The 24,672-nt window shown below is 67.3% G+C and carries 28 protein-coding genes; 24 read left to right on the top strand and 4 right to left on the bottom strand.

The genetic code is table 11. The features are described from left to right. From E0L93_RS01020 to E0L93_RS01005, 4 genes are all read left to right on the top strand, one after another. Window positions 1-797, top strand: a 797-nt coding sequence (locus E0L93_RS01020) for an extracellular solute-binding protein (protein ID WP_132687342.1), incomplete at its 5' end; no start/stop codon positions are given. A gap of 40 nt (window positions 798-837) precedes the next feature. Beyond that, a complete protein-coding gene (locus E0L93_RS01015; RefSeq protein ID WP_132687340.1) occupies window positions 838-1,809 on the top strand; it encodes a carbohydrate ABC transporter permease in 972 nt (323 codons plus the stop codon). Window positions 1,810-1,813: 4 nt separating this feature from the next. Beyond that, window positions 1,814-2,656: a carbohydrate ABC transporter permease gene (locus E0L93_RS01010; protein WP_132687338.1), complete on the top strand. Its 843-nt coding sequence runs from the start codon at window positions 1,814-1,816 to the stop codon at window positions 2,654-2,656. A gap of 81 nt (window positions 2,657-2,737) precedes the next feature. After that, the gene (locus E0L93_RS01005) at window positions 2,738-3,652 is read left to right on the top strand and encodes a 3'-5' exoribonuclease YhaM family protein (RefSeq protein WP_132687336.1); all 915 of its coding nucleotides are present in this window, start codon (window positions 2,738-2,740) and stop codon (window positions 3,650-3,652) included. Window positions 3,653-3,656: 4 nt separating this feature from the next. Here E0L93_RS01005 and E0L93_RS01000 read toward each other — a convergent pair whose 3' ends face one another. From E0L93_RS01000 to E0L93_RS00990, 3 genes are all read right to left on the bottom strand, one after another. Beyond that, the gene (locus E0L93_RS01000; RefSeq protein WP_132687335.1) at window positions 3,657-4,583 is read right to left on the bottom strand and encodes a golvesin C-terminal-like domain-containing protein; all 927 of its coding nucleotides are present in this window, start codon (window positions 4,581-4,583) and stop codon (window positions 3,657-3,659) included. Beyond that, window positions 4,583-5,179 (bottom strand): hypothetical protein, encoded by a 597-nt coding sequence (locus E0L93_RS00995; RefSeq protein ID WP_132687333.1) that lies wholly within the window; start codon window positions 5,177-5,179, stop codon window positions 4,583-4,585. The genes E0L93_RS01000 and E0L93_RS00995 overlap by 1 nt, the downstream gene beginning before the upstream one ends. 141 nt (window positions 5,180-5,320) lie before the next feature. Next, a complete protein-coding gene (locus E0L93_RS00990) occupies window positions 5,321-5,533 on the bottom strand; it encodes a Sec-independent protein translocase subunit TatA/TatB (protein WP_132687332.1) in 213 nt (70 codons plus the stop codon). 85 nt (window positions 5,534-5,618) lie between these two features. Here E0L93_RS00990 and E0L93_RS00985 point away from each other — a divergent pair, with 85 nt between their 5' ends. Both E0L93_RS00985 and E0L93_RS00980 read left to right on the top strand, forming a co-directional pair. After that, window positions 5,619-6,632, top strand: coding sequence for a zinc-dependent metalloprotease (locus tag E0L93_RS00985; RefSeq protein WP_132687330.1), 1,014 nt, complete (start codon window positions 5,619-5,621; stop codon window positions 6,630-6,632). Further along, on the top strand, window positions 6,632-6,958 hold the full coding sequence (locus E0L93_RS00980) for a hypothetical protein (protein ID WP_132687328.1): 327 nt from the start codon (window positions 6,632-6,634) through the stop codon (window positions 6,956-6,958). The genes E0L93_RS00985 and E0L93_RS00980 overlap by 1 nt, the downstream gene beginning before the upstream one ends. A gap of 3 nt (window positions 6,959-6,961) precedes the next feature. Here E0L93_RS00980 and E0L93_RS00975 read toward each other — a convergent pair whose 3' ends face one another. Next, window positions 6,962-7,255 (bottom strand): hypothetical protein, encoded by a 294-nt coding sequence (locus E0L93_RS00975; protein ID WP_132687327.1) that lies wholly within the window; start codon window positions 7,253-7,255, stop codon window positions 6,962-6,964. Between the two features lie 97 nt (window positions 7,256-7,352). On the opposite strand from E0L93_RS00975, the gene E0L93_RS00970 reads away from it, so the two are divergent. The 18 genes from E0L93_RS00970 (at window position 7,353) to E0L93_RS00885 (ending at window position 24,647) form a co-directional block, all read left to right on the top strand. Then, window positions 7,353-8,057: an endonuclease/exonuclease/phosphatase family protein gene (locus E0L93_RS00970; RefSeq protein WP_165874077.1), complete on the top strand. Its 705-nt coding sequence runs from the start codon at window positions 7,353-7,355 to the stop codon at window positions 8,055-8,057. Then, entirely contained in the window at window positions 8,054-8,506 is a 453-nt protein-coding gene (gene moaC, locus E0L93_RS00965) for a cyclic pyranopterin monophosphate synthase MoaC (protein ID WP_132687324.1), read from the top strand. The genes E0L93_RS00970 and moaC overlap by 4 nt, the downstream gene beginning before the upstream one ends. Window positions 8,507-8,634: 128 nt before the next feature. After that, window positions 8,635-9,186 carry a precorrin-2 dehydrogenase/sirohydrochlorin ferrochelatase family protein gene (locus tag E0L93_RS00960; RefSeq protein ID WP_165874076.1) on the top strand — a complete coding sequence of 184 codons (552 nt, stop codon included), beginning with the start codon at window positions 8,635-8,637 and terminating at the stop codon, window positions 9,184-9,186. After that, window positions 9,183-10,454: a glutamyl-tRNA reductase gene (gene hemA / locus E0L93_RS00955; RefSeq protein WP_165874075.1), complete on the top strand. Its 1,272-nt coding sequence runs from the start codon at window positions 9,183-9,185 to the stop codon at window positions 10,452-10,454. Before E0L93_RS00960 ends, hemA begins: the two co-directional genes overlap by 4 nt. Next, window positions 10,451-11,368, top strand: a complete 918-nt coding sequence (gene hemC / locus E0L93_RS00950) for a hydroxymethylbilane synthase (protein WP_132687319.1) — start codon at window positions 10,451-10,453, stop codon at window positions 11,366-11,368. Before hemA ends, hemC begins: the two co-directional genes overlap by 4 nt. After that, window positions 11,365-12,885, top strand: a complete 1,521-nt coding sequence (gene cobA, locus E0L93_RS00945) for a uroporphyrinogen-III C-methyltransferase (RefSeq protein WP_165874074.1) — start codon at window positions 11,365-11,367, stop codon at window positions 12,883-12,885. Before hemC ends, cobA begins: the two co-directional genes overlap by 4 nt. A 106-nt stretch (window positions 12,886-12,991) precedes the next feature. Continuing rightward, the gene (hemB, locus tag E0L93_RS00940) at window positions 12,992-13,972 is read left to right on the top strand and encodes a porphobilinogen synthase (protein WP_132687316.1); all 981 of its coding nucleotides are present in this window, start codon (window positions 12,992-12,994) and stop codon (window positions 13,970-13,972) included. A gap of 101 nt (window positions 13,973-14,073) precedes the next feature. Then, window positions 14,074-15,387, top strand: a complete 1,314-nt coding sequence (gene hemL, locus E0L93_RS00935) for a glutamate-1-semialdehyde 2,1-aminomutase (RefSeq protein ID WP_243638050.1) — start codon at window positions 14,074-14,076, stop codon at window positions 15,385-15,387. Next, window positions 15,384-15,800: a hypothetical protein gene (locus E0L93_RS00930; RefSeq protein ID WP_132687315.1), complete on the top strand. Its 417-nt coding sequence runs from the start codon at window positions 15,384-15,386 to the stop codon at window positions 15,798-15,800. Before hemL ends, E0L93_RS00930 begins: the two co-directional genes overlap by 4 nt. Continuing rightward, window positions 15,797-17,260 (top strand): menaquinone biosynthesis decarboxylase, encoded by a 1,464-nt coding sequence (locus E0L93_RS00925; protein ID WP_132687313.1) that lies wholly within the window; start codon window positions 15,797-15,799, stop codon window positions 17,258-17,260. Before E0L93_RS00930 ends, E0L93_RS00925 begins: the two co-directional genes overlap by 4 nt. 15 nt (window positions 17,261-17,275) lie before the next feature. Next, on the top strand, window positions 17,276-18,145 hold the full coding sequence (locus E0L93_RS00920; protein ID WP_132687312.1) for a 4-hydroxybenzoate octaprenyltransferase: 870 nt from the start codon (window positions 17,276-17,278) through the stop codon (window positions 18,143-18,145). Further along, window positions 18,142-18,729, top strand: coding sequence for a UbiX family flavin prenyltransferase (locus E0L93_RS00915; RefSeq protein ID WP_207890252.1), 588 nt, complete (start codon window positions 18,142-18,144; stop codon window positions 18,727-18,729). Before E0L93_RS00920 ends, E0L93_RS00915 begins: the two co-directional genes overlap by 4 nt. Further along, window positions 18,716-19,438: a class I SAM-dependent methyltransferase gene (locus E0L93_RS00910; protein ID WP_165874072.1), complete on the top strand. Its 723-nt coding sequence runs from the start codon at window positions 18,716-18,718 to the stop codon at window positions 19,436-19,438. The genes E0L93_RS00915 and E0L93_RS00910 overlap by 14 nt, the downstream gene beginning before the upstream one ends. After that, window positions 19,431-20,399, top strand: a complete 969-nt coding sequence (locus tag E0L93_RS00905) for a polyprenyl synthetase family protein (protein WP_165874071.1) — start codon at window positions 19,431-19,433, stop codon at window positions 20,397-20,399. The genes E0L93_RS00910 and E0L93_RS00905 overlap by 8 nt, the downstream gene beginning before the upstream one ends. Then, the gene (gene mqnE, locus E0L93_RS00900) at window positions 20,392-21,492 is read left to right on the top strand and encodes an aminofutalosine synthase MqnE (RefSeq protein WP_132687307.1); all 1,101 of its coding nucleotides are present in this window, start codon (window positions 20,392-20,394) and stop codon (window positions 21,490-21,492) included. Before E0L93_RS00905 ends, mqnE begins: the two co-directional genes overlap by 8 nt. 3 nt (window positions 21,493-21,495) lie before the next feature. Beyond that, window positions 21,496-22,287, top strand: coding sequence for a menaquinone biosynthesis protein (locus E0L93_RS00895; protein ID WP_132687306.1), 792 nt, complete (start codon window positions 21,496-21,498; stop codon window positions 22,285-22,287). Between the two features lies 1 nt (window position 22,288). Further along, window positions 22,289-23,410 (top strand): cyclic dehypoxanthinyl futalosine synthase, encoded by a 1,122-nt coding sequence (gene mqnC, locus E0L93_RS00890; protein WP_132687305.1) that lies wholly within the window; start codon window positions 22,289-22,291, stop codon window positions 23,408-23,410. Window position 23,411: 1 nt separating this feature from the next. Further along, a complete protein-coding gene (locus tag E0L93_RS00885; RefSeq protein ID WP_165874070.1) occupies window positions 23,412-24,647 on the top strand; it encodes an amidohydrolase family protein in 1,236 nt (411 codons plus the stop codon). Window positions 24,648-24,672 lie beyond the last annotated feature (25 nt).

Below are 24,672 nucleotides of genomic sequence, written 5' to 3'. Positions count from 1 at the left end.
CGCCCACAACCTGGGACGAGCTACAGGAGGTAGCCCGGCAGGTCGCCGAGCAGAGCGGCACCCGCTTTGGGTTTGTCTTCCAGGGAGCTGAGTACGAGGGCGGGGTTGTAAACGGGCTTGAGTACATCTGGACCCACGGCGGAGATGCGCTGGACCCCGAAGACCCGAGCGTGGTCACAATAGGCAGCCAGGAAGCCATAGCGGGGCTTACTACCGAGCGGAGCATGGTGGAGGAGGGTGTTTCGCCTGAGGCGGTGAGCACCTACCAGGAGATGGACGCTCACACGGCGTTTCTGAACGGGGATGCGGTCTTCATGCGCAACTGGCCCTACGTTTACGCACTCGCTGCCGAGGGCGGGGACTTCAACGTTACTCAGGATCAGATCGGCATAGCGCCGCTCCCGACCGCCGAGGGGCAGGAGAGCTTCTCCTGTCTCGGCGGCTGGAACATGTTCATCAACGCCGCCTCCCCGAACCCGGACGCCGCCTGGGAGTTCATCCAGTTCGCGACGGCTCCCGAGCAGCAGAAGTTCCGGGCGCTCGAGGGCTCGTTCCTGCCCACCAGGACCGAGCTGTACGACGATCAGGAGATTCTGGACAACGTGCCGGTGATAGCTCTGGGGCGGGAGGCGATTCAGAACGTGCGTTCGCGGCCGGTCTCGCCCTACTACTCGGACATGTCGCTGGTTCTGGCCGCTGAGTTCAACGCCTCTCTCAGGGGGGCCAAGTCGCCCGAGGAGGCGGCGCAGACCAGCCAGAGCGAGCTGGAGCGCATCATAGAGCAGGGCGGGGGATAGGGCGGAGTCCGGAGCGATGTAGAGAGGCTGGTGAAGGGAGATGACTCAGGCGCAGGCGCGGGGGCGGCAATCTCAGCCTGAAGGCCCGCGGCGAGAGCTACCGAAGAAGAGCCGGCGGGAGGGGCTCCGCGGGATAATAAAGGAGGAGTTCGGCAACCCGGAGCGCCGGGCTGCGTACTATCTCGTCGTTCCGGCGCTGCTGGTCATCGTGCTGGTCGCTTTCTACCCGATAGCGTACTCCGTCTACCTGAGCTTCCAGCGGGTTCTGCCCAACCAGCCGGGCGAGTTCGTGGGGGTCCAGAACTACGTAAGCATGGTGGCCGATCCCTCCTTCCGGGAAGGCTTCTACAACACGGTCATCTTCACCGTGGTGAGCGTGTCGCTGGAGTTCTTCATCGGGCTGGCGATAGCGCTGGCCATCAACCGGGCCTTCAGGGGCCGGGGGCTGGTGCGGGCTGCGATCCTGGTTCCGTGGGCCTTCCCGACCGTGATCTCGGCGGCCATGTGGCGGCTGATGTTCCAGGACCAGGTCGGCATAGTGAACTACGTTGCAAATACTTTAGGGATCATCAGCCAGCCCATCCTGACGGACCAGACGCTGACGCTCATCGCGGCGATCCTGGTCGATGTGTGGAAGACGACGCCGTTCATGGCGCTGCTGCTTCTGGCGGGGCTGCAGGTAATACCCGGTGACGTGTACGAGGCTGCCCGGGTGGACGGAGCCAACGCCGTCCAGCGCTTCCTGCTCATCACGCTGCCGCTTCTGAAGCCGGCCATACTGGTGGCGCTCTTGTTCAGGACGCTCGACGCCTACCGGGTCTACGACCTCTTCTGGGTCATGAGCGACCGGCAGCTGGAATCCCTCTCCACCTACGTCTACAAGGCCGTGCGGGTGAGCCAGCTGAACTTCCCGATCGGCAACGCGGCGGCGGTGTTCGTCTTCTTCAGCGCGTTCGCCATAGCCATCTTCTTCATCAAGGTGCTCGGCATGAAGACTTCGACGGAGGGTTAGGAGGATGAAAGACGGCACATCCAGAAACATTTGGGGGAGCATCCTCTTCTATCTGTTCATCGCGGTCTTCGTGCTGGTGGCGATGTTCCCGCTCTTGTGGGTCTTCAAGATGAGCATCGTGACGCGGGCCGAGCTCTACGCCTCGCCACCGACCATCCTGCCGCAGACGTTCACCACCGATTCGTACGCGACCATCTTCGCCGATGCGACCTTCCAGCGGGCGCTGCTGAACAGCACGGTGATCGCGGGCACGACGACCGTGATCTGCCTCTTTCTGGGCTCGATCGCGGCGTACGCCATAGCCCGGCTCAGGTTCCGGTTCAGCAGCCTCTTCCTGACCCTGATCCTGGCCATCGCGTTCTTCCCGCCGGTGGCGATCATAGCGCCGCTGTTTTTGATGTGGAGCGCGGTGAACCTGAACGATACCTACTGGGCCATGATTATCCCGAACACGGTCTTCTCGCTGCCGCTGACGATCTGGCTTTTGGTGGCGTTCTTCAAGGAGCTGCCTAAGGATCTGGAAGAGGCGGCCAAGGTGGACGGCGCCACCACCATCCAGGCGTTCAGGAAGGTGATCGTGCCGCTGGCCGCGCCGGGGGTCTTCACCACGGCGATCCTGACCTTCATCTTCGCGTGGAACGAGTTCCTCTTCGCCAACACCTTCTCGTTCACCGAGCGGACCATGCCGGTCACGGTCGCCATCCCGAACTTCGCCACCGTCTACACGGTGAACTACGGAGCCCAGGCGGCGGCGGCGGTCGTGGTCACGATCCCGCTGGTGATCCTGGTGCTCTTCTTCCAGCGCCGCATAGTCTCCGGTCTGACCGCCGGAGCGGTGAAGGGCTAGAAAGAGAGTCTGATTCCGGAGTCCTTCAGACAACCGGGGCCGTCCGCGGAGAAGGTCTGGGTCAGGGATCTGCGGCCGGGGATGAACCTGCGGAGCACCTTCCTCGCTGTGGACTGCGCGGCGCGCCGCGACAGCCGCGGCGCGCCGTACCTCTCCCTGAAGCTGGTGGACCGCACCGGATCTGTGGACTCCCGGATGTGGAATCTGCCCCCGGAGCTCGCCGGGGGGCTGGCGCGGCCGGAGTACGTCTACATCGAGGGACACACCCACGAGTACCGGGGAATGCTGCAGGTCAAGATCGAGAAGATGAAGGTCCTGCCGCCCGGCGAACTAGACGCGGGGGACTACCTGCCGGTCACCTCACAGGACCGTCAGGCTCTGCGCGCCGAGGTCGAGTTGGCCGGCAGGGAGCTGGAGAAGGGGCCCCTGCGGCGCCTCTTCGAGGCGATGGTCTCAGACGAGGGGTTCTGGGAGGACTTCTGCAGCGCCCCGGCGGCCAAGGCGCTGCACCACGCCTGCATCGGCGGTCTGCTGGAGCACGCGGTGAGCTGCCTGCGGGTGGCGAAGGCGCTGGTGGAGGTCTACCCCGTGGACCGGGACCTCCTGATCTTCGGCGCCATCTTCCACGACGTGGGCAAGGTTCGGGAGCTCTCCTGGCACGGCGGCTTCGGATACACGACCGAGGGGCGGCTGCTGGGCCACGTGGTGCTGGGGGAGAGGATCGTCCGCTCTTATATCGAGCGCATCCCGGATTTCCCGGAGGAGCTGGCGGACCACATCTCGCACATCATGCTCTCGCATCAGGGAGAGGTGGAGTACGGCTCTCCCAAGCGGCCCAGGACGCTGGAGGCCATCCTGGTGCACTTTATAGACAACATGGACGCGCGCGCCGCCATGTATCTGGAGAGCACCAGAAACGTGAGGCCCGGCGGCTGGAGCCACCACGACAACCCGCTGGGACGGGACCTCTACGTAGCCCCGGACGCCGGCGAATGAGGGGCTAGACGACCTCTACGACCCTTACCGCGTCGGCTATGACGTATCCCCCGTTCGGCTGCGGACTGCTGCGCTGGATCCTGATCCACCACCCGTCCCCGGCCGCCATCTCGAAGGTCCCGAGCAGGTTCCAGCGGCCTCCGTTCTGGCGCTGGTTCACGAAGACCCTCTGCCAGCCGGAGGCGGTCTGGATCGCTATCGGGGTTCTGGGGTTGTAACCGGGGAGGGCCGGCCACCAGGCGAAGATCCTGTACCGGCCCCGGCGGGGGATCCGGATCTTGAACATCGCCGGGTCGTTGTTGCTGGACGGGTTGGCGAAGCGGTAGTCGCTGCCGTAGCGCTGCGAGCTGTAGGAGCTCGTACCCCACGCGCCGGAGGCCCTGAAGCGGTTGGAGTTGGCGTTGTCCACCACCTGCCGGTGCTGAGTGTAGCTGCGCACGCGGTTCAGGTAGTGGGCGATGTCGAAGTAGCGCCCGGGACAGGCCGTCGAGGTCACCTGCCGGTGCAGCAGAAACCCCTGCTCAGAAGCGCTCTGGGCATGCCTTATGGGAACGTTGTACTTGCGGCACAGATACGCCGAAAGCCGAGCCGAAGAGTCGTATAAGGCGCTGGTCATCCACTTGGGGTCGTTGCCGAACCCCTCGTGCTCTATGCCGATTGAGGTCTGGTTCACCGGCCAGTTGCCGGCGTGCCAGGCTATGTCCTTCTCCTCCACGCACTGGCCGATAAACCCGTCGGAAGAGCGCACAACATAGTGGGCCGAGACCTGGGCCCTTGAGTCGTTGAACCAGTTTATGGCCGAGGACCACGACCCTTCGGTTATGTGGAGCACGATCCTGTTTATGGGGTTTGAGGAGGGGCGGTTGGCCGTTGAGTAGTTGCCCGAGTGGGCCCCATACCACCGCGCCTGCTGGTAGTCCGGCCGGGGCATCAGAGAACACCCGCCTGCGACGGCAGGGTGAGCCTCTCACCCGCAAGGGTCGTGGCCGACACCCCGCTCCTGAGCGCGTCCGCCACCTGCTGCCGGTAGAGCTCGCCGCCCCCGACCCCGGCGATCGCGTCGTAGGCCGGACCGCCCTCGACCGCCGAGAGCGCCCGGGCCTGCGGCGTGGGCTCCGGGGTGTGTTTTGCGGCCCGCGCCCGGGCCAGAAGCGCCGCCCCGCCCATGATGTTCGCCGCCCGGTCGCGCTTGAGCGTCTCTTCCGGGATGCCGGTAAGCCGCGAGGCTTCCCCCAGCGTGTCGGCGGACGGATTCTGTACCAGCGCCATGATGCCGTAGATGCCCGTGCCGTGCAGGTTGCCGGGCTCGTACTCCGAGACGTGCGGCGGCGGCATCTCCCAGCGGGTGTTGACCCAGCCCATCGCCATAAGCAGCTCCACGGGCACGTTGTACTGCCGGGCGGCCGCCCGGAACTCCTCCATGAGCGAGGACCCTCGCGGCCGGGCCAGCGCCCGGCCCGCGCCGGCGAACAGTATGGCTCCGGCTACGCCGGCGGCCCCCAGCTTCAGGAAGTCTTTGCGGCTCAAAGGCCTGACAGGGGATTCTTCGGAATGCATTCCCCTCCCTCCAGACAATCTTTTTCGTGTGCGGCTGCCCTTATATTATCGCCCAAAACGATGGAAAACTTTAGACCCGGAGGGGGTAGGATCGGGAAAAAGGGCGCGCCCTCAGTTACGGGTGCGGGTGCGGCGGGGGCGCTTCTTCTCCTGCTCTTCCTCGTCGAGCACGTTAAGCTCCTGCTTGAACTCGTCCACGGACCTGCGGGCTTCGTTGACGAACTTGCCTATATCCCGGGCGATCTCCGGGAGTTTCTGGGGGCCGAAGATCAACAGGAAGAGAAGCCCGATGATAACCAGCTCCGTAGGACCGATGCCGAACATGGACTAAATATACTCTGTGCGGGGTACGGTTACAAGAAAGCGGGCCGGGACGTATATACTTAGAGCCTGAAGTGAGGTATCTGCCATGATCATCATCTGGAGCGCGGCCCGGACGATCGCTGTAACGCTGGCATCCCGCACGGAGCCCGCGCCGGTGGTTCCCCGCTTCGATTACCGCCGTGCGGTCGACCGGGCCGCCGGGCCCGTCGCCGAGTTTACCGGGATGCGGCTGCCGGAAGAGCGGCGCAGCGTCCGCGTCGTCGGCCGGGCGGAGTGGATAGACCTGAACCTGCACGTCTTCGCCCGCGTGCTGGAGCCGGTACTGCGCCGGGCGGAGCGGGAGTCCGGCGGCCTTACCCGGGCGGCGGGGTCCATGACGATCACGGCTCAAGTGGGCGTGCTGCTGGGGTTTCTCTCATCGCGGGTGCTCGGGCAGTACGATGCGGGACCGCTCGTAGTGCCCCGCGAGGGCCCGGGCGACATTCTCTTTCTGGACGGTAACATCCGGGCCACGGCGCGGCGGCTGGGGGTTCCGCTGGACGCTCTGCGGCTCTGGATCGTGCTGCACGAGATGACGCACGCCTTCCAGTTCGAGGCGCATCCGTGGCTGCGGGAACATCTGGGGGAGATGCTGCAGGAGCTCCTTGCGCCGCTCGCGGAGCGGGTGGGGGCGCGGGAGTTTCTGAGGCGCCTGGTGGAGAACGGCCGCAGGGGGGGACGGGCGCTGGAGCTGGTGATGAGCCGCGGCCAGCGGGAGAGCTTCGAGAGGTTGCAGGCCGCGATGGCTCTCGTGGAGGGCTACTCCGACTACGTGATGCACGGCGTGGGGAGTGCGCTGGTGCCGCGCTACGGTGAGATCCAGCGCAAGATACGCCTGAGCCGGATGCGCCGGCCGCCGCTGGAGAGCGCGATCTTCCGGCTCACCGGCCTGGATCTTAAGCTGGAGCAGTACCGGCTGGGCGAAGAGTTCGTGGAGGCCGTTGCCCGGCGGCAGGGGATGGAGGGCGTAAACCGGGTCTGGGAGCGGCCCGCGAATCTGCCCACCCTGCGCGAGATACACGACCCGGCGCTCTGGATGCTGCGTATGGAGGAGGCGTGATGAGCGACCGCAGAGGAGCGGTACTGGGCTACGAGTTCGCCACCGAGGGGGAGGCCAGATACGCGGCGAGCGAGCTCGACCGCAGGTTCACGCAGCGGGAGCTGGCGGGGCTCAGGATCTACCGCATCCGCTGGAACGACGACTATCTAGTGGAGGCCATCTTCGACCGGAGCGTGCCCGAGAGCCGGATCCAGGACGCCCGCGCCATGCTGAGCGAGGCGGGGGCTCCCGTGCATCCGGACGATCTGGAGGACTACAAGCGTGCGACCCGGCAGCGGGGCGAGGGCGGCCTGTTCGGCTGGCTGCGGAGGATAGTGGAGCCGTAGGAGCTACTCTACCTTCTGCTCCAGGCGCGTGATCTGCTCTCTGAGCTCCTCGATCTGGTGCTCCAGGTACTTCTCGCGCCCCCGGACGCGCGTGTAGACGGCCTCCAGCGCCGTCCCCAGCTCGCCCGACGCCCGGTGCGCGGCGCGGCCCGCCAGGCGGAGGGAGGTGCCGAGGCCGCCGAGCGCGGCGCTGCCGGCGGTGCGGGCGGTCGGGGTGGCCGTGAAGTACCCTGCGGTAAAGCCCGTCGTGGCCCCGATGGCGAGACCGAGCAGAAACTTCACCGAACCGCTGCTCAAGTTGCGGAGTCTCCTCTTCCGACGCTTCGAATCACGACCGTTCCAGTTTAGCATAGTCCTCTGGCGCCGATTCCCGCCGCGGTGTAACCTCCCCGCCATGGAGCTGACCGCCGTGACCTACAATACCTACCGGGAACGCGCGGGCCGGGACCCTCTTCTGAAGTGCCTGATGCGGGAGCCGGAGGCCCTGCTCTGCCTCCAGGAGGTGAGTCCCGCCCGGGCGCTGGGAATGTGCAGTTCTCTCGGACGCCGGGTCTTCCTGACCCCGGTGAAGCATGGGGTTCAGTTCCTGGTGCTCGTGATACCGGAGGGAGCCCGCTTTCTGGAGCGCCGGGTGGTGCACCTGAACTCCCGCGGGGGTCTGTTGCCGGAGCCCTGGTGTCTGCGGCGGGGGATGAATCTGCGGCGGGCCGGGACACGCGGCTGGACGGACGCTCTGGAGCCGCGCGCCGTTCAGGTGGCGTGCGTGGCCTGGCGAGGGCGCGCGATGCAGGTAGCGAACACGCATCTGCCGTACGAACCCGGGCTGCGCCGCCGGTGCTATACTCCGCTGGAGGGGGCGCTGGATCTGGAGGATGCCATCCTGGCCGGAGACTTCAACGCCGTCCCGGAAGACCTCTTCTTCTCGGACTTCCTGCGTGCGACCGGGCTGGTGTCCGCCGGAGACCCCGGTCCCACGCACGGCGGGCGAAGGATAGACCACATACTCTTCCGGGGCCGTTTCCGCGCGCTGGGGTGCGGCGTGGAGCGCGGCCGGAGCGACCACCTTCTGGTGAGATCCCGACTGGAGGTGCTGCCATGAAAGACTTCTCGCATCTGGACTCCGAAGGCGCGGCCCGGATGGTGGACGTGGGGGAGAAGAGCGTGGTGCGGCGTACCGCGACCGCCGAAGGGTACGTAACCCTCTCCCCGGAGACCGTCCGGCTGCTGCGGGAGCGGGCACTGCCGAAGGGAGACGCCCTCAACACCGCTCGCATAGCCGGGGTGATGGCCGCCAAGCGCACACCCGAGCTCGTCCCGCTCTGTCACGGTGTGAACCTGACCTCGGTGGATGTGGACTTCGAGCTCGGGGAGGACCGGGTCGGGATCAGGGCCACCGCCAGAGCCCGGGACCGCACCGGAGTAGAGATGGAAGCTCTGGCCGCCGTGAGCGCGGCGGCTCTCACCATCTACGACATGTGTAAGGCCGTCGACCGGGGGATGGCCATAGGCGGCGTCCGGCTCGTCGAGAAGACCAAGGAGCCGTTGTAAAGGCGGACACGGCACGGCGCGGACGAAGATGAGACACTTGGGACGTCATCAGTAATAGTTCCGGTTATGCTTCACGGTCCGTTATGTTAGACTCAGTGCTGTTACCGGGAGGTCTTGAGAGAAGGGTTATGGCCGCACCCCTCTATCCGTTGTTCATGGATCTCGAAGGCCGGCGCTGTGTGGTGGTGGGCGGCGGGAAGGTGGCGCTCCGCAAGGCGCGGCGGCTTGCGGAGTCCGGGGCGCGGGTGGTTGTGGTCGCGCCGGAGGTCCTGCCGGAGCTGGCGGGGCTGGCGCACGAGGTGGTGGAGCGGCCGTACCGGCGGGGGGATCTGGATGGGGCGTCCCTCGTGTTCGCCGCCACGAACAAGCGCGCGGTGAACGCGGCCGTCGCGGAGGAGGCACGGGATCGGAGGATTCCGGCCAACGTGGCCGATGCTCCCGGCGAGGGAGACTTCGCCGTTCCCTCGGTTCTGCGGCGGGGAGCGCTGCAGGTGGCTATCTCCACCGGGGGAGCTTCGCCCGCGCTGGCCCGTCGGGTACGGCGGGAGCTGGAGGAGAGGTTCGGGCCGGAGTGGACCGGGCTGGTCGGGGAGCTCTCCGAGGCCAGGAAGAGCGGGCGCAGAGCCGAGTCTGAGCTGGAAGGAGTGGTAGACAGGTGCTTGTCGCAGTTGCAGGAGTGAGTCATCGCTCGGCGCCGGTGGAGCTCAGGGAGAGGATCTCCTTTCCTCCCTGTCTCGGCCGGCAGTTCATCCGAAGGCTCAGGGAGAGTGGGCTGGTCGAGGAGGCGGTCCTGCTCTCCACCTGCAACCGCACCGAGCTCTACGCCGTCGTCGAGGACGAGAGGGTCCGGGAGAGGATAGTGCGGGAGGTCTCCTCCGAGCGGGGCGTGGAGTTCGAGGCGCTAGATAAGAGCCTCTACTGGATGACCGACGCCGACGCCGTGCGGCACCTCTTCCGGGTTGCGGGTTCCCTGGACTCGATGGTGGTGGGGGAGTCGCAGATTCTGGAGCAGGTGCGAGAGGCGTACCGGGCGGCGACCGAGGAGGAGGCCGCGGGTGCGGTCCTGAACAGGCTCTTTCACTCCGCCATGAGGATCGGCAAGCGGATTCGGTCCGAGACCGGAATAGGGGACGGCGCGGTTTCGGTGCCCTATGTGGCGGTCAGGCTGGCTGCGGAGGTCTTCGGTTCGCTGGAGGGCCGCCGGGCGCTGGTTGTGGGGGCGGGGGAGATGAGCGAGCTCGTGATCCGCAACCTCCGCTCCGGGGGCGTGGGTGAGGTGAGGATAGCCAACCGCACGCCCGCCAGAGCGCGCGAGCTGGCCGAGAGGCTCGGGGGGCGATCTGTCGGGCTCGAGGGACTGGAGGATCATATAAGAGAGGCCGACGTGGTGGTAAGCTCCACCGGCTCGGGAGAGTGGGTGGTAAGGGCCGACATGGTGGCAAGAGCGCTGGAGCGCCGTGAGGAACCACTGTTTTTCGTGGACATCGCCGTGCCGCGGGACATAGAGCCCGCGGTGCAGAACCTGCCGAGGGCCTACCTCTACGACATAGACGACCTGAGGGACGTGGCGGAGCACAACTCCGCCGAGCGCGAGGCGGCGGTAGGAGCGGCGGAGAAGATCATCGGGCCTGCGGTGCTCGAGTACACCAGCTGGCTCTCCACCCGGCACGTGGTGCCGGTGATCAGGGAGAGCCGGAGCGAAGCCGAACGCGTCCGGCAGCACGAGCTCTCGCGCTTTCTGAAGCGGTTGGACCTCAGCGAGGAGGAGCGCAGGGTCGTGGAGCAGCTCAGCCGCTCCCTGGTGAACAAGCTGCTGCACGGTCCCATAGCCGATTTGAAGGCTGCGGCGCAGAGCCCGCTGGAGGATGAGCGGGTGAGACGGCGGCTGTTCGGATTGGAGGGCATCGAGGGGGTGGACATCACCCTCGCCCGCCGCGGGCGGCGATGAAGCCCGCGGTCCTCCTGGGAACCCGGGGCTCCCGGCTGGCGCTGGTTCAGGCGGAGTCCGTGGCGGAGCGGCTGCGGAGGGCCGGGATTCCGGTAGAGATCAGCACCATACGCACCACCGACGAGCGGTTGCCCGAGACGCCGCTCGCGGTCATAGACCGGCGCGACGTCTTCACCCGGCAGCTGGACGAAGCTCTGCTGGCCGGTGGGATAGACTTGGCGGTGCATTCCCTTAAGGACGTGCCGACCGGGCTGCCGGAAGGAATCGAGATAGTCGCGGTCACCGAGCGCGGCGACCCCTCGGACGTGCTCGTCTCACCGGACGGCCGGGGGCTGGACGGACTGCCGGAAGGGGCCGTGATCGCCACCTCCAGCCTGCGGCGGCGGGCGCAGCTCCTCCACTACCGCCCCGACCTCCGGACGGTGGAGATCCGGGGGAACGTGGACACCCGCGTCCGCAAGGTACGCGAGGGGTATGCCGACGCCCTGATCCTGGCCCGTGCCGGTCTGGAGCGTCTTGGGTTGAGGGTCCGGTACCGGCCCATCCCGTTTGGGATCGTGCTCCCCGCGGCGGGACAGGGGTCTCTGGGCGTGGCCGTCCGATGGGACTCGCCGCTGCGGGAGCCGTTGCGGGAGGCACTGAACCACGAACCATCGGAGCGGGCGGCGAGGGCCGAACGGGCCTTCCTGCGGGCACTGGAGGGCGGCTGCCGGGTGCCCGTGGGCGTGCTGGCGCGGACGGAGGGCGCCGGGGTCGTGCTGCAGGGGGTGGCCGCCTCTCCGGACGGCGGCGCGCTCTACCGGGGAGAGCTGCGCGGGGAGCGGCCGGAGGAGACGGGGGTGCGGCTCGCGCAGGAGCTGCTGGAGCGGGGGGCCGGGGAGATCCTGGAGGAGATCCGGGGGGTGAGGCGGTGATCTACCTTGTCGGTTCCGGTCCGGGGGACCCCGGGCTCTTCACGCTCCGGGGTCTGGAGTGCATCAGAAAGGCCGACGCCATCGTCTACGACCGGCTGGCTCCGGAGAGCCTGCTGCAGCACGCCCGGCCGGATGCAGAGAAGATCTATGTCGGAAAGCGCCCCGGCAATCCCTCCATGTCCCAGGAGGAGATCAACGCCCTGCTGGTGGAGCTGGGGCGCGCGGGCCGGGAGGTGGTGCGGCTGAAGGGCGGCGATCCCTTCATCTTCGGCCGCGGAGGAGAGGAGGCGCTGGCGCTCAGGGCGGCAGGACTCCCGTTCGAGATCGTGCCCGGGGTCTCCAGCGGGTATGCCGTTCCGGCCTACGCGGGCATCCCGGTCACGCACCGCCGGCTGGCGGCGAGCGTGGCGTTCGTCACCGGCCACGAAGACCCCACCAAAGAGCACTCCGACGTGGACTGGGACCGCCTGGCCCGGGGAGCGGACACCCTGGTGCTCTTCATGGGCGTCGGGCGGCTGCGGGAGATCTCAGAGGCGCTCATCACCGGCGGCCGCAGCCCGGACACGCCGGTCGCCTGCATCCGGTGGGGCACCCGCCCGGACCAGCGCACGGTGACCGGGACGCTGGAGGACATCGCGGAGCGCGCGCGGGAGGCGGAGCTCAAACCGCCCGCTATCACCGTGGTGGGCGAGGTGGTCTCCCTGCGCGAGGAGCTGAACTGGTTCGAGGAGCGGCCCCTCTTCGGACGGCGCATCGTGGTCACGCGTGCCCGCGCGCAGGCGGGGGAGCTCTCGCGGCGGCTGAGCGCCCTGGGTGCGGAGGTGATCGAGTTCCCCACGATCGAGATCCGGCCCCCGCGGGACTTCGGGCCGCTGGATGAGGCGATCCGGGAGCTGGAGAGCTTCGACTGGCTGATCTTCACCAGCGTCAACGGCGTGGACGCATTCTGCGAGCGCTTGAATCATCACGGCCTCGACTTGCGGTCGATCCCCAAAGAAGCGAAGATCGCCGCCATCGGTCCCGCTACCTCCCGGCGCATAGAGGAGCGCGGCCTGCGGGTGGATGTGGTGCCGGAGGAGTACCGGGCCGAAGCGCTGCTGGAGGAGGTCGGCGGCTCCTCGCTCTCCGGCCGGCGGGTCCTCATCCCGCGGGCGAAGGTGGCGCGCGAGGTGCTCCCGGAGCGACTGCGGGAGGCCGGGGCCGAGGTCGTCGTCCCGCCGGCCTACGAGGCCGTCCCCGCCGCCGGAGGCTCGGAGCGGCTCGTGGAGCTGCTGGAGAAGGGCGCGGTGGACTGCGTGACGTTCACCGCGAGCTCCACCGTGGAGAACTTCGTGCGCGCTGTGGGCGGCAGCGCGGGCCGGCTGCTTGAGAACACCCGCGTCGCGTGTATCGGGCCCGTAACCGCCGGAACCGCCCGCAGACACGGTATGAGGGTGGACGCCGAGGCCGGAGAGTACACCATCCCGGGGCTGGTGGATGCGGTCCGGGAGCTGCTGACGGCGGCCCGGACGATCTGATTCCGAAGGCCGCTGCGGCCTTCGGACCGGACGGGTTGTCATCCGGTCCGCCGGCATTCGGCGGTACAATACGGCGAGACTTCGAGATTCCTGAGAGGTGATTCAGTTGGCATTTCCCCAGCAGCGGCTCCGGCGCACCCGGCGCACGCCCGGTCTGCGGGCGCTGGTGCGCGAGACCGGACTCTCCCCTGAAGGCTTCGTGTACCCGATCTTCGTCGCCGCCGGGGAGGACGTTCGCAGACCCGTGGACTCCATGCCCGGCGTCTATCAGCTCTCCATCAACAACGCCGTGGGCGAGGCCAAGCGGGTGCGGGCGCTCGGCGTGCCGGCGGTGCTGCTCTTCGGCATCCCGGACCACAAAGACGAGACGGCCAGCGGGGCCTACGATCCGGAGGGCATAGTCCAGCTCGCGGTCCGGGCCATCAAGGACGCCGTGCCGGAGCTCATCGTCATCACGGACGTGTGCCTCTGCGAGTACACGAGCCACGGCCACTGCGGGGTTGTGGAGGGCGAGACCGGAGAGGTGATGAACGACGTGACGCTGGAGCTCCTGGCCCGCACCGCCGCTTCTCACGCCGAAGCCGGAGCGGATATCGTGGCTCCTTCGGACATGATGGACGGTCGGATCGCGGCCATAAGGAGCGAGCTGGACCGTGAGGGCTTCGAGAACACCCCGATCATGGCCTACTCCGCCAAGTACGCTTCGGCCTTCTACGGCCCGTTCCGGGAGGCGGCCGAGAGCGCCCCGCGGTTCGGAGACCGGCGCAGCTACCAGATGGACCCGGCCAACGCCCGCGAGGCCCTGCGCGAGGTGCGGCTGGACATCGAGGAGAATGCGGACATTGTGATGGTCAAGCCCGCGCTGCCGTATCTGGACATCATACACAGGGTCCGGCAGGAGACCGACCTGCCGCTCGCCGCTTACAACGTGAGCGGGGAATACGCCATGATCAAGGCCGCCGCCCGTCAGGGCTGGCTGGACGAGCGGAGCGTGGTTCTGGAGGCGCTCACGAGCATCAGACGCGCCGGGGCAGATATCATCATCAGCTACTTCGCGCCGCAGGTAGCGGAGTGGCTGGCGGAGTAGAGATCCGGTAAGCTGTATCACCGATTCGTGAGGCCGTACCGTTTAGTATGGTAACGGCCGAGTCTGCAGGGCAGCCTTGCAACCGAGCTTACGGGAGAAGCGTGAGTCAGAGAGATCCCAGAACCGTATCCCGGCTATCCGAGCGGCTTATGGAGCGAGCCCGGCGCAGCATCCCGGGCGGGGTGAACAGCCCGGTGCGGGCCTTCCGGTCGGTCGGCGGGGACCCGATCTTCGTGCGCCGCGGCGAGGGTTCCCGCATCTTCGACGTGGAGGGCAACTCCTACGTAGACTACGTGATGAGCTACGGGCCCCTAATCCTCGGCCACGCCCATCCGAGGGTGGTCGGGGCGCTGGAGGAGGCCGCCCGCAACGGGACCACCTTCGGGGCTCCGACGGAGCTGGAGATAGAGCTGGCCGAGCTGGTGTGCGAGGCCGTGCCCTCCGTGGAGCTGGTGCGGATGGTCAACTCCGGCACCGAGGCCACGATGAGCGCCATCCGGGTTGCGCGCGGATACACCGGCCGGGAGAAGCTGGTCAAGTTCGAGGGGTGCTACCACGGGCACGGGGACTCGTTGCTGGTCGCCGCGGGCTCCGGGGTTGCAACGCTCGGGCTGCCGGACAGCCCCGGCGTGACGCGGGGCGCCGCCCGGGACACAATCGTGCTGCCGTACAACGACCCGGACATCGTGCGGACCCTCTTCGAGCGCGAGGGGGAGGAGATTGCGGCCGTTATAGTAGAGCCCGTGGCCGGGAACATGGGCTGCGTGCCGCCGCGCGCCGGATACCTGGAGGCTTTGCGCGAGGTCACGCGCGAGTACGGGGCGGTCTTGATCTTCGACGAAGTCATGACCGGCTTCCGGGTGGCCCGCGGTGGTGCTCAGGAGCGCTACGGGGTCGCGCCGGACCTGACCACGCTGGGGAAGGTGATCGGCGGCGGCCTGCCGGTGGGGGCCTTCGGCGGCAAGCGCGAGATCCTGGAGTACATCGCTCCGGACGGTCCCGTCTACCAGGCGGGAACGCTCTCCGGCAACCCGCTCGCCATGACCGCCGGGCTCGCCACGCTGCGCGAGACCGCCGCTCCGGGTTTCTACGAGCGCCTGGAGGCTCTGGGCGCGCGGTGGGAGCGCGGGATGCGGGAGGCTGCGGAGGGGAGCGGCATCCCCGTGACCATCAACCGCGTGGGCTCGATGCTGGGGCTCTTCTTCAATGAGGGGCCGGTGGTGGACTTCGCTACGGCCACCGCCTCGGATGCGGATCGCTTCACGAGCTTCTTCTGGCACATGCTAAAGAGTGGCGTGTATCTCGCACCCAGCCCGTACGAGGCCGGATTCCTCTCCAGCGCGCACACGGAGGAGGATGTGGACCGCACCGTCGAGGCGGCCCGGGAGTGGTTCGGGAAGGCGGGAGCGGATTGAAGCCGGCGGTGAGCCGCACACCCGATCTCCCGCTCGGCGAACTCTTCCTGCGGGCCGCCCCCTTCGCGGAGGACGCCCGCGTGCGGGTGGTGGCCGAGGCGCTAGACTACCTGCAGCAGGGGTTCGACGCGCACTACGCGAGCGGACCGGCCTCCGACGACGACATACTGCTCGGGGACAACGCCTACGCGGGGGCGGTGGAGATCGTTGCCGGCCTGAACGAGCCCGCGCTCGTGGCGGCGGCCGCCCGCATGATCCAGGACGGAGCGGGAGAGATCTCGGCCGGACGCCGCGTCTCCATCGAGGTGTGGGTGCCACATCTGGCGGCCCTGCTGGAGATACTTACGGAAGAGGGGGCAGAGCATTCCGAAGAGCGGATTCTGAGAGCCGTGAGGGAGTTGAGCCACCCGTGATAACCGAAAACCTGCAGGAGTTCGTGGAATTCCTCCGCAAGAAGGGCGAGCTCGTGGACGTGCACGAGCCGGTGAGCGCGAAGTTCGAGATCACGGAGATCGCCGACCGCGTGATGAAACGCGAGGGTCCGGCGCTCCTCTTCCACAACGTCCAGAACGGTGACCTGCCGCTGCTCATCAACATCTTCGGCTCCAGGCGGCGGATGTCCTGGGCGCTCGGGGTGGAGGACCTGAACGAGATCGGCCGCCGCATCGAGGAGCTGCTGGAGCTCACCAAAGGACCGGGCGAGGGCTTCATGGCCAAGCTCGGTCTGCTGCCCAGGTTGCGCGAGGTCTCTAAGTTCCCGCCGCGCACCACCAAGAGAGCGCCCTGCCAGCAGATCGTCTACCAAGACGATGAGGTGGACCTGGAACGGCTCCCGGTGCAGACCTGCTGGCCGCAGGACGGCGGGCCGTTCATCACGCTCACGATGGTCCACACCCGCGACCCAGAGACCGGCGAGCGCAACGCCGGGATGTACCGCGTCCAGCGCTTCGACCGCAGGACGGTGGGCCTGCACTGGCAGCGGCACAAGACCGGCGCGGCGCACTTCGAGAAGGCCAAAAGAATGGGCGTGAAGCTCCCGGTGGCGGTCACGCTCGGCGGCGATCCGGCCACCATCTACTCGGCCTCGGCCCCGCTGCCGCCCGGTATCTCAGAGTTCATGTTCTCCGGCTTCATCCGCAGAAAGCCGGTCAGGCTCGTTAAGTGCCTGACGCACGATCTGGAGGTTCCGGCGGAGTCCGAGATAGTCATAGAGGGCTACGCCGACCCGGAGGAGCCGCTGCGGCTGGAGGGGCCGTTCGGCGATCACACCGGCTTCTACTCGCTCGCCGACCACTACCCGGCGATGCACGTCACGGCGGTTACCATGCGGCAGGACGCCCTCTACCCCTCCACCATCGTCGGTCGCCCGCCGATGGAGGACGCCTGGATGGGTTACGCCACAGAGCGCATCTTCGTGCCGCTGAGCAGGCTCGTCATGCCCGAGATAGTCAACTACCATATGCCGCCGGAGGGCATCTTCCACAACCTGGTCTTCGTCTCCATAGACAAGCAGTACCCCGGCCACGCCTTCAAGGTGGGGGCCGGGATGCTCGGACAGGGGCTTATGTCGCTGGCGAAGATGATCGTGGTGCTCGATGCCGACGTCAACGTTGAGGACGTGAAAGAGGCCTGGTGGGCGACCCTGAACAACATAGACCCCGAGCGGGACATCCGCATGCTGCCCGGCCCGATAGACGTGCTCGACCACTCCAGCCGCGCCTTCTCCTACGGCTCAAAGATGATCGTGGACGCCACCCGCAAGTGGCCCGAAGAGGGCTTCGAACGCGAATGGCCGGACAAGATAGTTATGAGCGAGGAGATAAAAGCCCTCGTGGACCAGAAGTGGGAGAGGTATGGCATCCCGCTCGACTGAGCGCGGGGTGACTTGATGCACTCCGCGGCGAAGCCGAACAAGATACGCGTCCTGCTGGAGATGATCCGGTGGGAGCACACCGTCTTCGCCCTGCCGTTCGCCTACGCCGGCATGCTGGCCGCCCCCGTGCCGTTTACCTGGTGGAACTTCTTCTGGATCACGGTCGCAATGTTCGGCGCCCGCACCGCCGGCATGACCCTGAACCGCATCATAGACGCGAAGCTGGATGCCGCAAACCCCCGCACCAGAGACCGCGCCATCCCCCGGGGACTCGTGAGCCCGCGGGAGGCCTGGATCTTCACCGGTGCCTCCATCGGACTGCTGGTCGTCGCCACCCTCGCGCTCGAACCGATCACCCGGGTCCTCTGGCCCCTCGTCGTGCTGGGGTTCGTTCTCTATCCCTATACCAAACGTTTCACGTGGCTCTGCCATCTAGCCTTGGGCATCGTCAACGGGCTGGCTCCCGGAGCGGCCTGGGTCGCGGTCACGGGCGAGATATCCTGGACCCCGGCGCTGATCTGGGCCGGGACCGCGCTCTGGATCTCCGGGTTCGATGTGATCTACGCCCTCCTGGACCGGGAGTTTGACGTTAAGCACAAGGTTCACTCTTTGCCGGCGAGGTTCGGCGGCCGGCCTGCGCTGGGTGTGGCGCGGGTGTGGCACGGGCTTGCGGTCCTCCTCTTCGCCGCCTTCGGGTTTGCGGCGGGGCTGGGTATGGTCTACTTCCTCGGGCTTGCGGCCATTGGGGCTTTGCTCGTCTACGAGCACCTGATCGTGCGGGAGGACGACCCGGAGCGGTTGAATGCCGCTTTCTTCAACGTCAACGCGGTCGTGAGCGTCGTCTTTCTGGCCGCCGTTCTGCTCGACCGGGTGGTGGGCTCGTGACGGTGCGGACGGCTTTCGTCGGTATCACGGGGGCCAGTGGTGCTCCGTACACCGTGCGGCTTGTGGAGGCGCTCACGCAACTTGAAGTAGAGGTAGAGATTTGTGCCTCGGAGATGGGCGAGAAGGTGCTCGCCTACGAGCTCGGGGGGATGAGCTCGAAGGGGCTCGCCGAACGCTACGGGGCGCGGCGGTACGCTCCCGACGACCTGTTTGCGCCGCCGGCCAGCGGGACGAGTGTGCCGGACGCCACCGTGATAGCTCCGGCGAGCGTCTCCACGCTGGCCAGGATAGCCACCGGGGCGGGCACCAACCTGCTGCACCGGGTGGCCGACGTGGCGCTCAAGGAGCGCCGGCGGCTGGTGCTCCTTGAGCGCGAGATGCCCTACAGTCGCATCCATCTTGAGAACATGCTGACGGTGACGGAGGCCGGTGGGATCGTGATCTCGGCTGCTCCGGGTTTCTACAACCACCCGCAGAGCGTGGAAGATCTCGTGGACTTCGTGGTCGGGAAGGTGCTGGATGCAATGGGTATCGAGCACGACGTCACGGAGAGGTGGGGGCATAAGCGCCGTGAGAGGAGATAGCGGGCTGCCCGGCGGGCGGGAGCGGGCGCGGATGGTCCGGGAGATGTTCGACCGCATCTCGGGGCGCTACGAGCTTCTGAACGCCGTCATGACCGCGGGGCTGTACCGGCTCTGGAACCGGAGGGCCGTGGATCTGACCTGGCTGGGCCCCGGGGGCCGGGTGATAGATCTGGCCTGCGGCACCGGCAGCCTGACGCGCGAGCTCGCCCGGCGGGTCGGTCCCGGGGGGTATGTGCTCGGGGTGGACTTCTCGGAGAACATGCTGGCGGCGGCGAGGGAGCGTCCTGTGGGGCAGATCGAGTACCGGCTGGGTGATGCGACCCGTCTGGAGGGCGTTCCTTCCGGCGGCTTCGACGCCGCCACCATCGCCTACGGCGCGCGCAACATTCCCGATCTGGAAGCGCTCTTCGCCGAGATGGCGCGGGTGGTGCGGAATGGGGGGCGGGTGGTGTGTCTCGAGATCGCCGAGCCCGAGGACCCGTTGTTTGCCCGGTTCTACGGAATCTGGTTCGATAAGATAGTGCCCCGGCTGGGGGCCGTGATCTCCGGAGATGCGCGGGCCTACTCGTATCTGCCGGAGTCGGTGAAAGAGTTCGTGTCTCCTGAAGGGCTAGCTGCGATAATGAGGCGCAATGGACTACAAAGCGTTAGATGGGAGAGGCTTGCCGGCGGCATCATCACGCTCCACCATGCTACGAAACGTGCTTAGCCTGCATCCGGCGCTCTCCAACGGCACGGCCGAGACGATAGGCGGTGTCGAGGCCCGGTTGCTGGAGGTCTCCCGGCGTGCGCCGGACCGGCTCCGGGAGCCGGTCTTCGAGGCGTTGAGCGCCGGGGGCAAGCGCCTGAGGCCGCTGCTCGTGGTGCTCAGTGCGCGGATGGGGGTGCCCGAGGAGTCCGTTCTGGTGAGGGCTGCGGCGGCGGTGGAGGTACTGCACACCGCCACCCTCATCCACGACGACATCGTAGACCGGGCGGCCAGCCGCCGGGGGCGGCCCACCACCGTGGCCGGCTACGGTCGGGAGACGGCGGTTGCCGTGGGCGACTTCCTCTTCGCCGAGGCCTTCGGGGAGCTGGCGGCGGTCGGGGATCCGCGGCTGGTGCGGGTCATGGCGGAGGCTGCGGCGGAGCTGGCCTCCGGGGAGCTCAAGCAGTTTCGGGCTTCGGGCGAGTTGCTGGATGTGGACGCCTACATGGAGCACATCCGGATGAAGACCGCCGGGCTCTTCCGGGCCGCCTGCGTGGCCGGCGGCACGCTCGGCGGTCTCTCGCTGCGGCAGGTGGACTCTTTAGCCACCTACGGGCAGAGTCTCGGCGTGGCGTTCCAGATGACCGACGACGTCATAGATCTGGTCGGCAAGCCGGGCCGGATGGGCAAGGACGTGGGGTCCGACCTCGCCGAGGGAACCGTCACCCTCCCCATAATCTTCGCGTTGCAGGAGGGAGACGGAGAGGCTATCCGCCGGGTGCTGCTGGACCCGGATCCCGCGCCCGAGGACCTTGCGGCGGCCATAGCCGCCGTACGGGCGACGAGCGCCATAGAGCGAACGGAGAGCCGGGCGCGGGATGAGGTGGAGAGCGCGATAAGCGGGCTGACGGAGCTGCCGGACACGCCGGAGCGCAGGATTCTGGAGGCTATCGCTAGTAAGGTGGTTGGAAGAGATGCTTGACACTCGCGTGGGAGGGGATCTCGCGGAGATCCGGGAGAAGGTGATCGCCGGAGAGCGCCTCTCTTTTGAGGACGGGATAAGGCTGTTCGAGTCGAACGAGGTTACCCGTATAGGGCAGCTCGCCAACTTGGTGCGGGAGCGCATAAACGGCAACCGGGCGTACTTCATCCACAACTACCGTCTCTACCCCACGAACATCTGCGTCTACAAGTGCCGCTTTTGCGCCTTCCGGGTCTCGAAAGGGGATGAGCGCGGCTACGAGATCCCGGCGCAGAGGGTGGTACGCGAGCTGGAAGGGGTCGACCTGACCGGCGTGACCGAGTTTCACATCGTCGGGGGCATTCACCCGGACTGGGGCTTCGAGGAGTATCTGAACTTCATCCGGGCCGTGCATGAGGCGTATCCGCACATCCACATCAAGGCCTGGACGGGCGTGGAGATAGACCACTTCACGCACCTTACCGGCGAGAGCGTGGAGTGGGTGCTGGAGCGGATGCGCGAGGCCGGTCTCGGAAGCCTGCCGGGCGGCGGGGCCGAGATCTTCAACTGGGAGACGCGGCGCAAGATCTGCCGCACCAAGTGCACCGGGGAGCGGTGGTTGGAGATTCACGAGACCGCCCACAACCTCGGGATGAAGACCAACGCCACCATGCTCTACGGCCACATCGAGACGCCCGAGGACAAGGTGGACCACATGCTGCGGCTGCGCGAGGTGCAGGACCGCACCGGCGGGTTCATGACCTTCATCCCGCTGGCCTTCCATCCGGAGAACACGCGCCTGAAGCACATCCCGATCTCCACCGGGGCGAACGACCTCAAGCACATCGCCATCAGCCGCCTGATGCTGGATAACATCCCGCACATCAAGGCGTACTGGGTCACGGAGACGGTTGAGGTGGCCCAGGTCGCGCTCTCCTACGGCGCGGACGATCTGGACGGCACCATCGTGGTCGACGAGGAGATCATAGACGCCGCCGGGGGCAGGCACGTGCAGGGGGCGATGACCAAGGAGCGGTTCGCGGACATGATCCGGGAGGCCGGGCGCGACCCGTTCGAGCGCGACACCCTGTACAACGTCGTGAGAGCTTACTAGGCGATGGTGCGGGTCGGATTTATCGGGTATCTGAACTGCCTGCCGCTGCGGCTGGGGCTTGAGGCTACCGGGGGGCTCGAGGGAATCGAGCTGGTGAGCGGGCCGCCCGCCCGGGTGAACGCCGCGCTGCACTCCGGGGAGCTTGAGATCGGGCTCGTCTCCAGCATGAGCTGGGCGCAGAACCGCCGGCGGCTGCAGGTCGTGCCGGGCTACGGCATAGCCTCGCACGGACCGGTGATGAGCGTGCTGCTCGCGGCGAACCGTCCTCTGGAGGAGGTGCGGCGCGTAGCGCTCACCAGCGAGTCGGCCACGAGCCAGGGGCTCACGAAGGTTCTGCTGGAGCGGATCTACGGGGTGCGGCCGGAGTACGATGAGGTCTCCGGCGGACCGGAGCAGGTCCTCCCGGAGTACGACGCGGCGCTCTTCATAGGGGATACGGCGCTGCGGGCGCGCGGGGTGCCGGGCGCCGCCATCCACGACCTCGGGGAGCTGTGGAGCCGGTACTCCGGGCTGCCGATGGTCTACGCCGTCTGGGTCTCGCGCCGGGACCCGGCGGAGTTCGGGTGGTTCGCCGACCGCGTGGCCCGCGCCGTGAGCTGGACGGAGCGCAACGTAAAGGAGGCCGCGGCCGAAGCTCTGCGCCGCGGCGCCCCGGCCACCAAAGACGAGTTGAGAGAGTACTATGGGAGGTGCATCGGCTACCGGGTCGGAGCCTTGCAGTGGAGGGGGCTCAACCGCTATCTGGGCGAGCTCGGGAGGCTTGCTCCCGGGACTTTGAGGAGGGTGATCGCATAGCATGGCCAACAGCGCGCTCTTGGAGGACGGGATACTGGACGCCGGGCTGGAGGACGCCGAGGCGAAGCGGGAGCTCGCCCGGCTCTTCGACCGGAACTTCATAGATCTGGCCACAGAAGCGGACGCGATCCGCCGCGAGCTGCACCCGAACGACATCGTCACCTACATCGTGGACCGGAACATCAACTACACGAACGTCTGCTGGGTCGCATGCTCGTTCTGCGCCTTCTACCGCACCAAGCGGCAGGAGCAGAAGGGCGACGGGTACACCCTCTCGATCGAGCAGGTCCTGCAGAAGATTCAGGAGACCGTGGATCTCGGCGGGACCGGCATCCTGATGCAGGGAGGGTTGCATCCGGACATCGGGATGGAGTACACAACCGACCTCATCCGGGCCATCCGGCGCGAGTTCCCGCAGGTACACGTCCACGCGCTCTCGCCGGCCGAGATCTGGCACCTGGTGGACAAGAGCGGGTTGAGCCTCGAAGAGGTGCTGCGGGAGCTCAAGGCGGCCGGGCTTATGAGCATCCCGGGCGGCGGGGCCGAGATCCTCACCGACGAGACCCGCAGGCGCATCTCGCCGGCCAAGAACTCCACCCAGGCGTGGATGGAGGTCATGGAGACCTGGCACTCTCTGGGGATGAAGTCCACGGCCACGATGATGTTCGGGATAGACGAGAGCTACGAGGAACGCATCGAGCACCTACTGAACGTCCGGAAGCTGCAGGCGCGCACCGGCGGCTTCACCGCTTTCATAGACTGGGTCTTCCAGCCGGACAACACCACCTACCTCAAGAAGCACCCGGACTTCAAGAAGGCCTCCTCGCTGGACTACCTGAAGACCACCGCCATCGCCCGCATCGTCCTGGACAACATCCCCAACATCCAGGCCTCGTGGGTGACCCAGCCGATGAAGACGGCCTCGATAGCCTTGCACGCCGGGTGCAACGACATGGGTTCGATCATGATCGAGGAGAACGTGGTGAAGGAGGCGGGGGCGGAGTACCACACCACCGAGGCCGAGCTGCGGAGCATCATCGAGCGCAGCGGCTTCCGGCCTGCCAAGCGCTCCACGCTCTACGACAGGAGCTTCGAGCCCGGCATCTCTCCGGAGGACTTCTAGGGTGCAGCCCCCGGAGTTCCCTGTCATCTACGCCGCCGACTTGGTACTCCCCGTCGGGACGCCGCCCGTCGAGCGCGGAGCGGTCGTCGTGGACCGCGACGGGCGCATCGCCGGGGTCGGCCCGGTGGAGGAGATCAGCCGCGCCAACGCGGGGGTCGAGGTGCGGGAGTTTCGCGGCTGTACCATCATACCCGGCGGCATCAACGCCCACGCTCACCTGGGGTTCCGCCGCGGCGACGAGCCGCCGGGCGGGAGCTTCGCCGGCTGGCTCTCGGTGCTCATAGAGCGCCTGCCGGAGAAAGAGGCGTGGACCGAGGAGGCCGCCCGCAACAGCGCCCGGGAGGCGCTGGAGACCGGGACCACATACATCGCCGAGTCCTCGCCCTACGGGGAATGCCTGAAGCCGCTTGCGGAGTCCGGCCTTGCCGGGGTAGTCTTCGCGGAGTTCTTCCCGCACGAGATCGGCCCGCCGGAGGAGGCGGTGGAGTACATCTTCAACCGCACTCGAGAGCTGAAGAGGGGATTACCGGAGCGGGTGAGTGTGGAGGTCAGCGTACATTCGCCGTACACGGTGGACCCGGAGTCCTCCCGGCTGGCGGCCCGGCGCTCGCGCGAAGCGGGCGAGAGGCTCGCCATCCACCTCTCGGAGAGCCCGGAAGAGGTGGAGTTCGTGCAGAAGGGCACTGGCGGTCTGGCCAACATCTTCGCCCGCAACGAGTGGGGCGGGGCCGGCGTCTCGCCGGTGAAGTATGCCGAGCGGATAGAGCTGCTGGGGCCGGGCACGATAGCGGCGCATCTGGCCACCGGCGTCTCGGATGAGGATCTGGAGATTCTGGCCCGCACGGGGACGGCGGCGGCGCACTGCCCGCGCTCGAACGAGTATCTGGGGTGCGGCGTCTCGCCGGTTCCCCGGATGCTGGAGCGCCGCATCCCGGTTGGGATGGGGACCGACGGTCTCTGGAGCAGCCCGAGCATGAATCTCTTCGAGGAGACCCTGACGGCCGTCCAGAAGCACGGCTTCGGCGGGGAGACGGGGCTGCGGCTGGCCACGCTCGGCGGTGCGGAGGCGCTCAGGATGCAGGATGAGATCGGCTCCATCACACCGGGTAAATGGGCGGACCTCGCGGTCGTCGAGGCGGGAGGCGGCGGGGAGCCATCGCGGGAGGTGCTGGAGGCTGCGGCGGACGGTGGGGTCGTGGCGACGGTCGTGGGGGGTCGTCTGTTATACTCCCGCTAGGAGAGTATCCGGGAGAAGAAGCAGA

The organism is Rubrobacter taiwanensis, from assembly GCF_004337705.1.
Classification (GTDB): Bacteria; Actinomycetota; Rubrobacteria; order Rubrobacterales; family Rubrobacteraceae; genus Rubrobacter_C; species Rubrobacter_C taiwanensis.
This window is presented reverse-complemented; position numbering and strand designations above follow the sequence as displayed.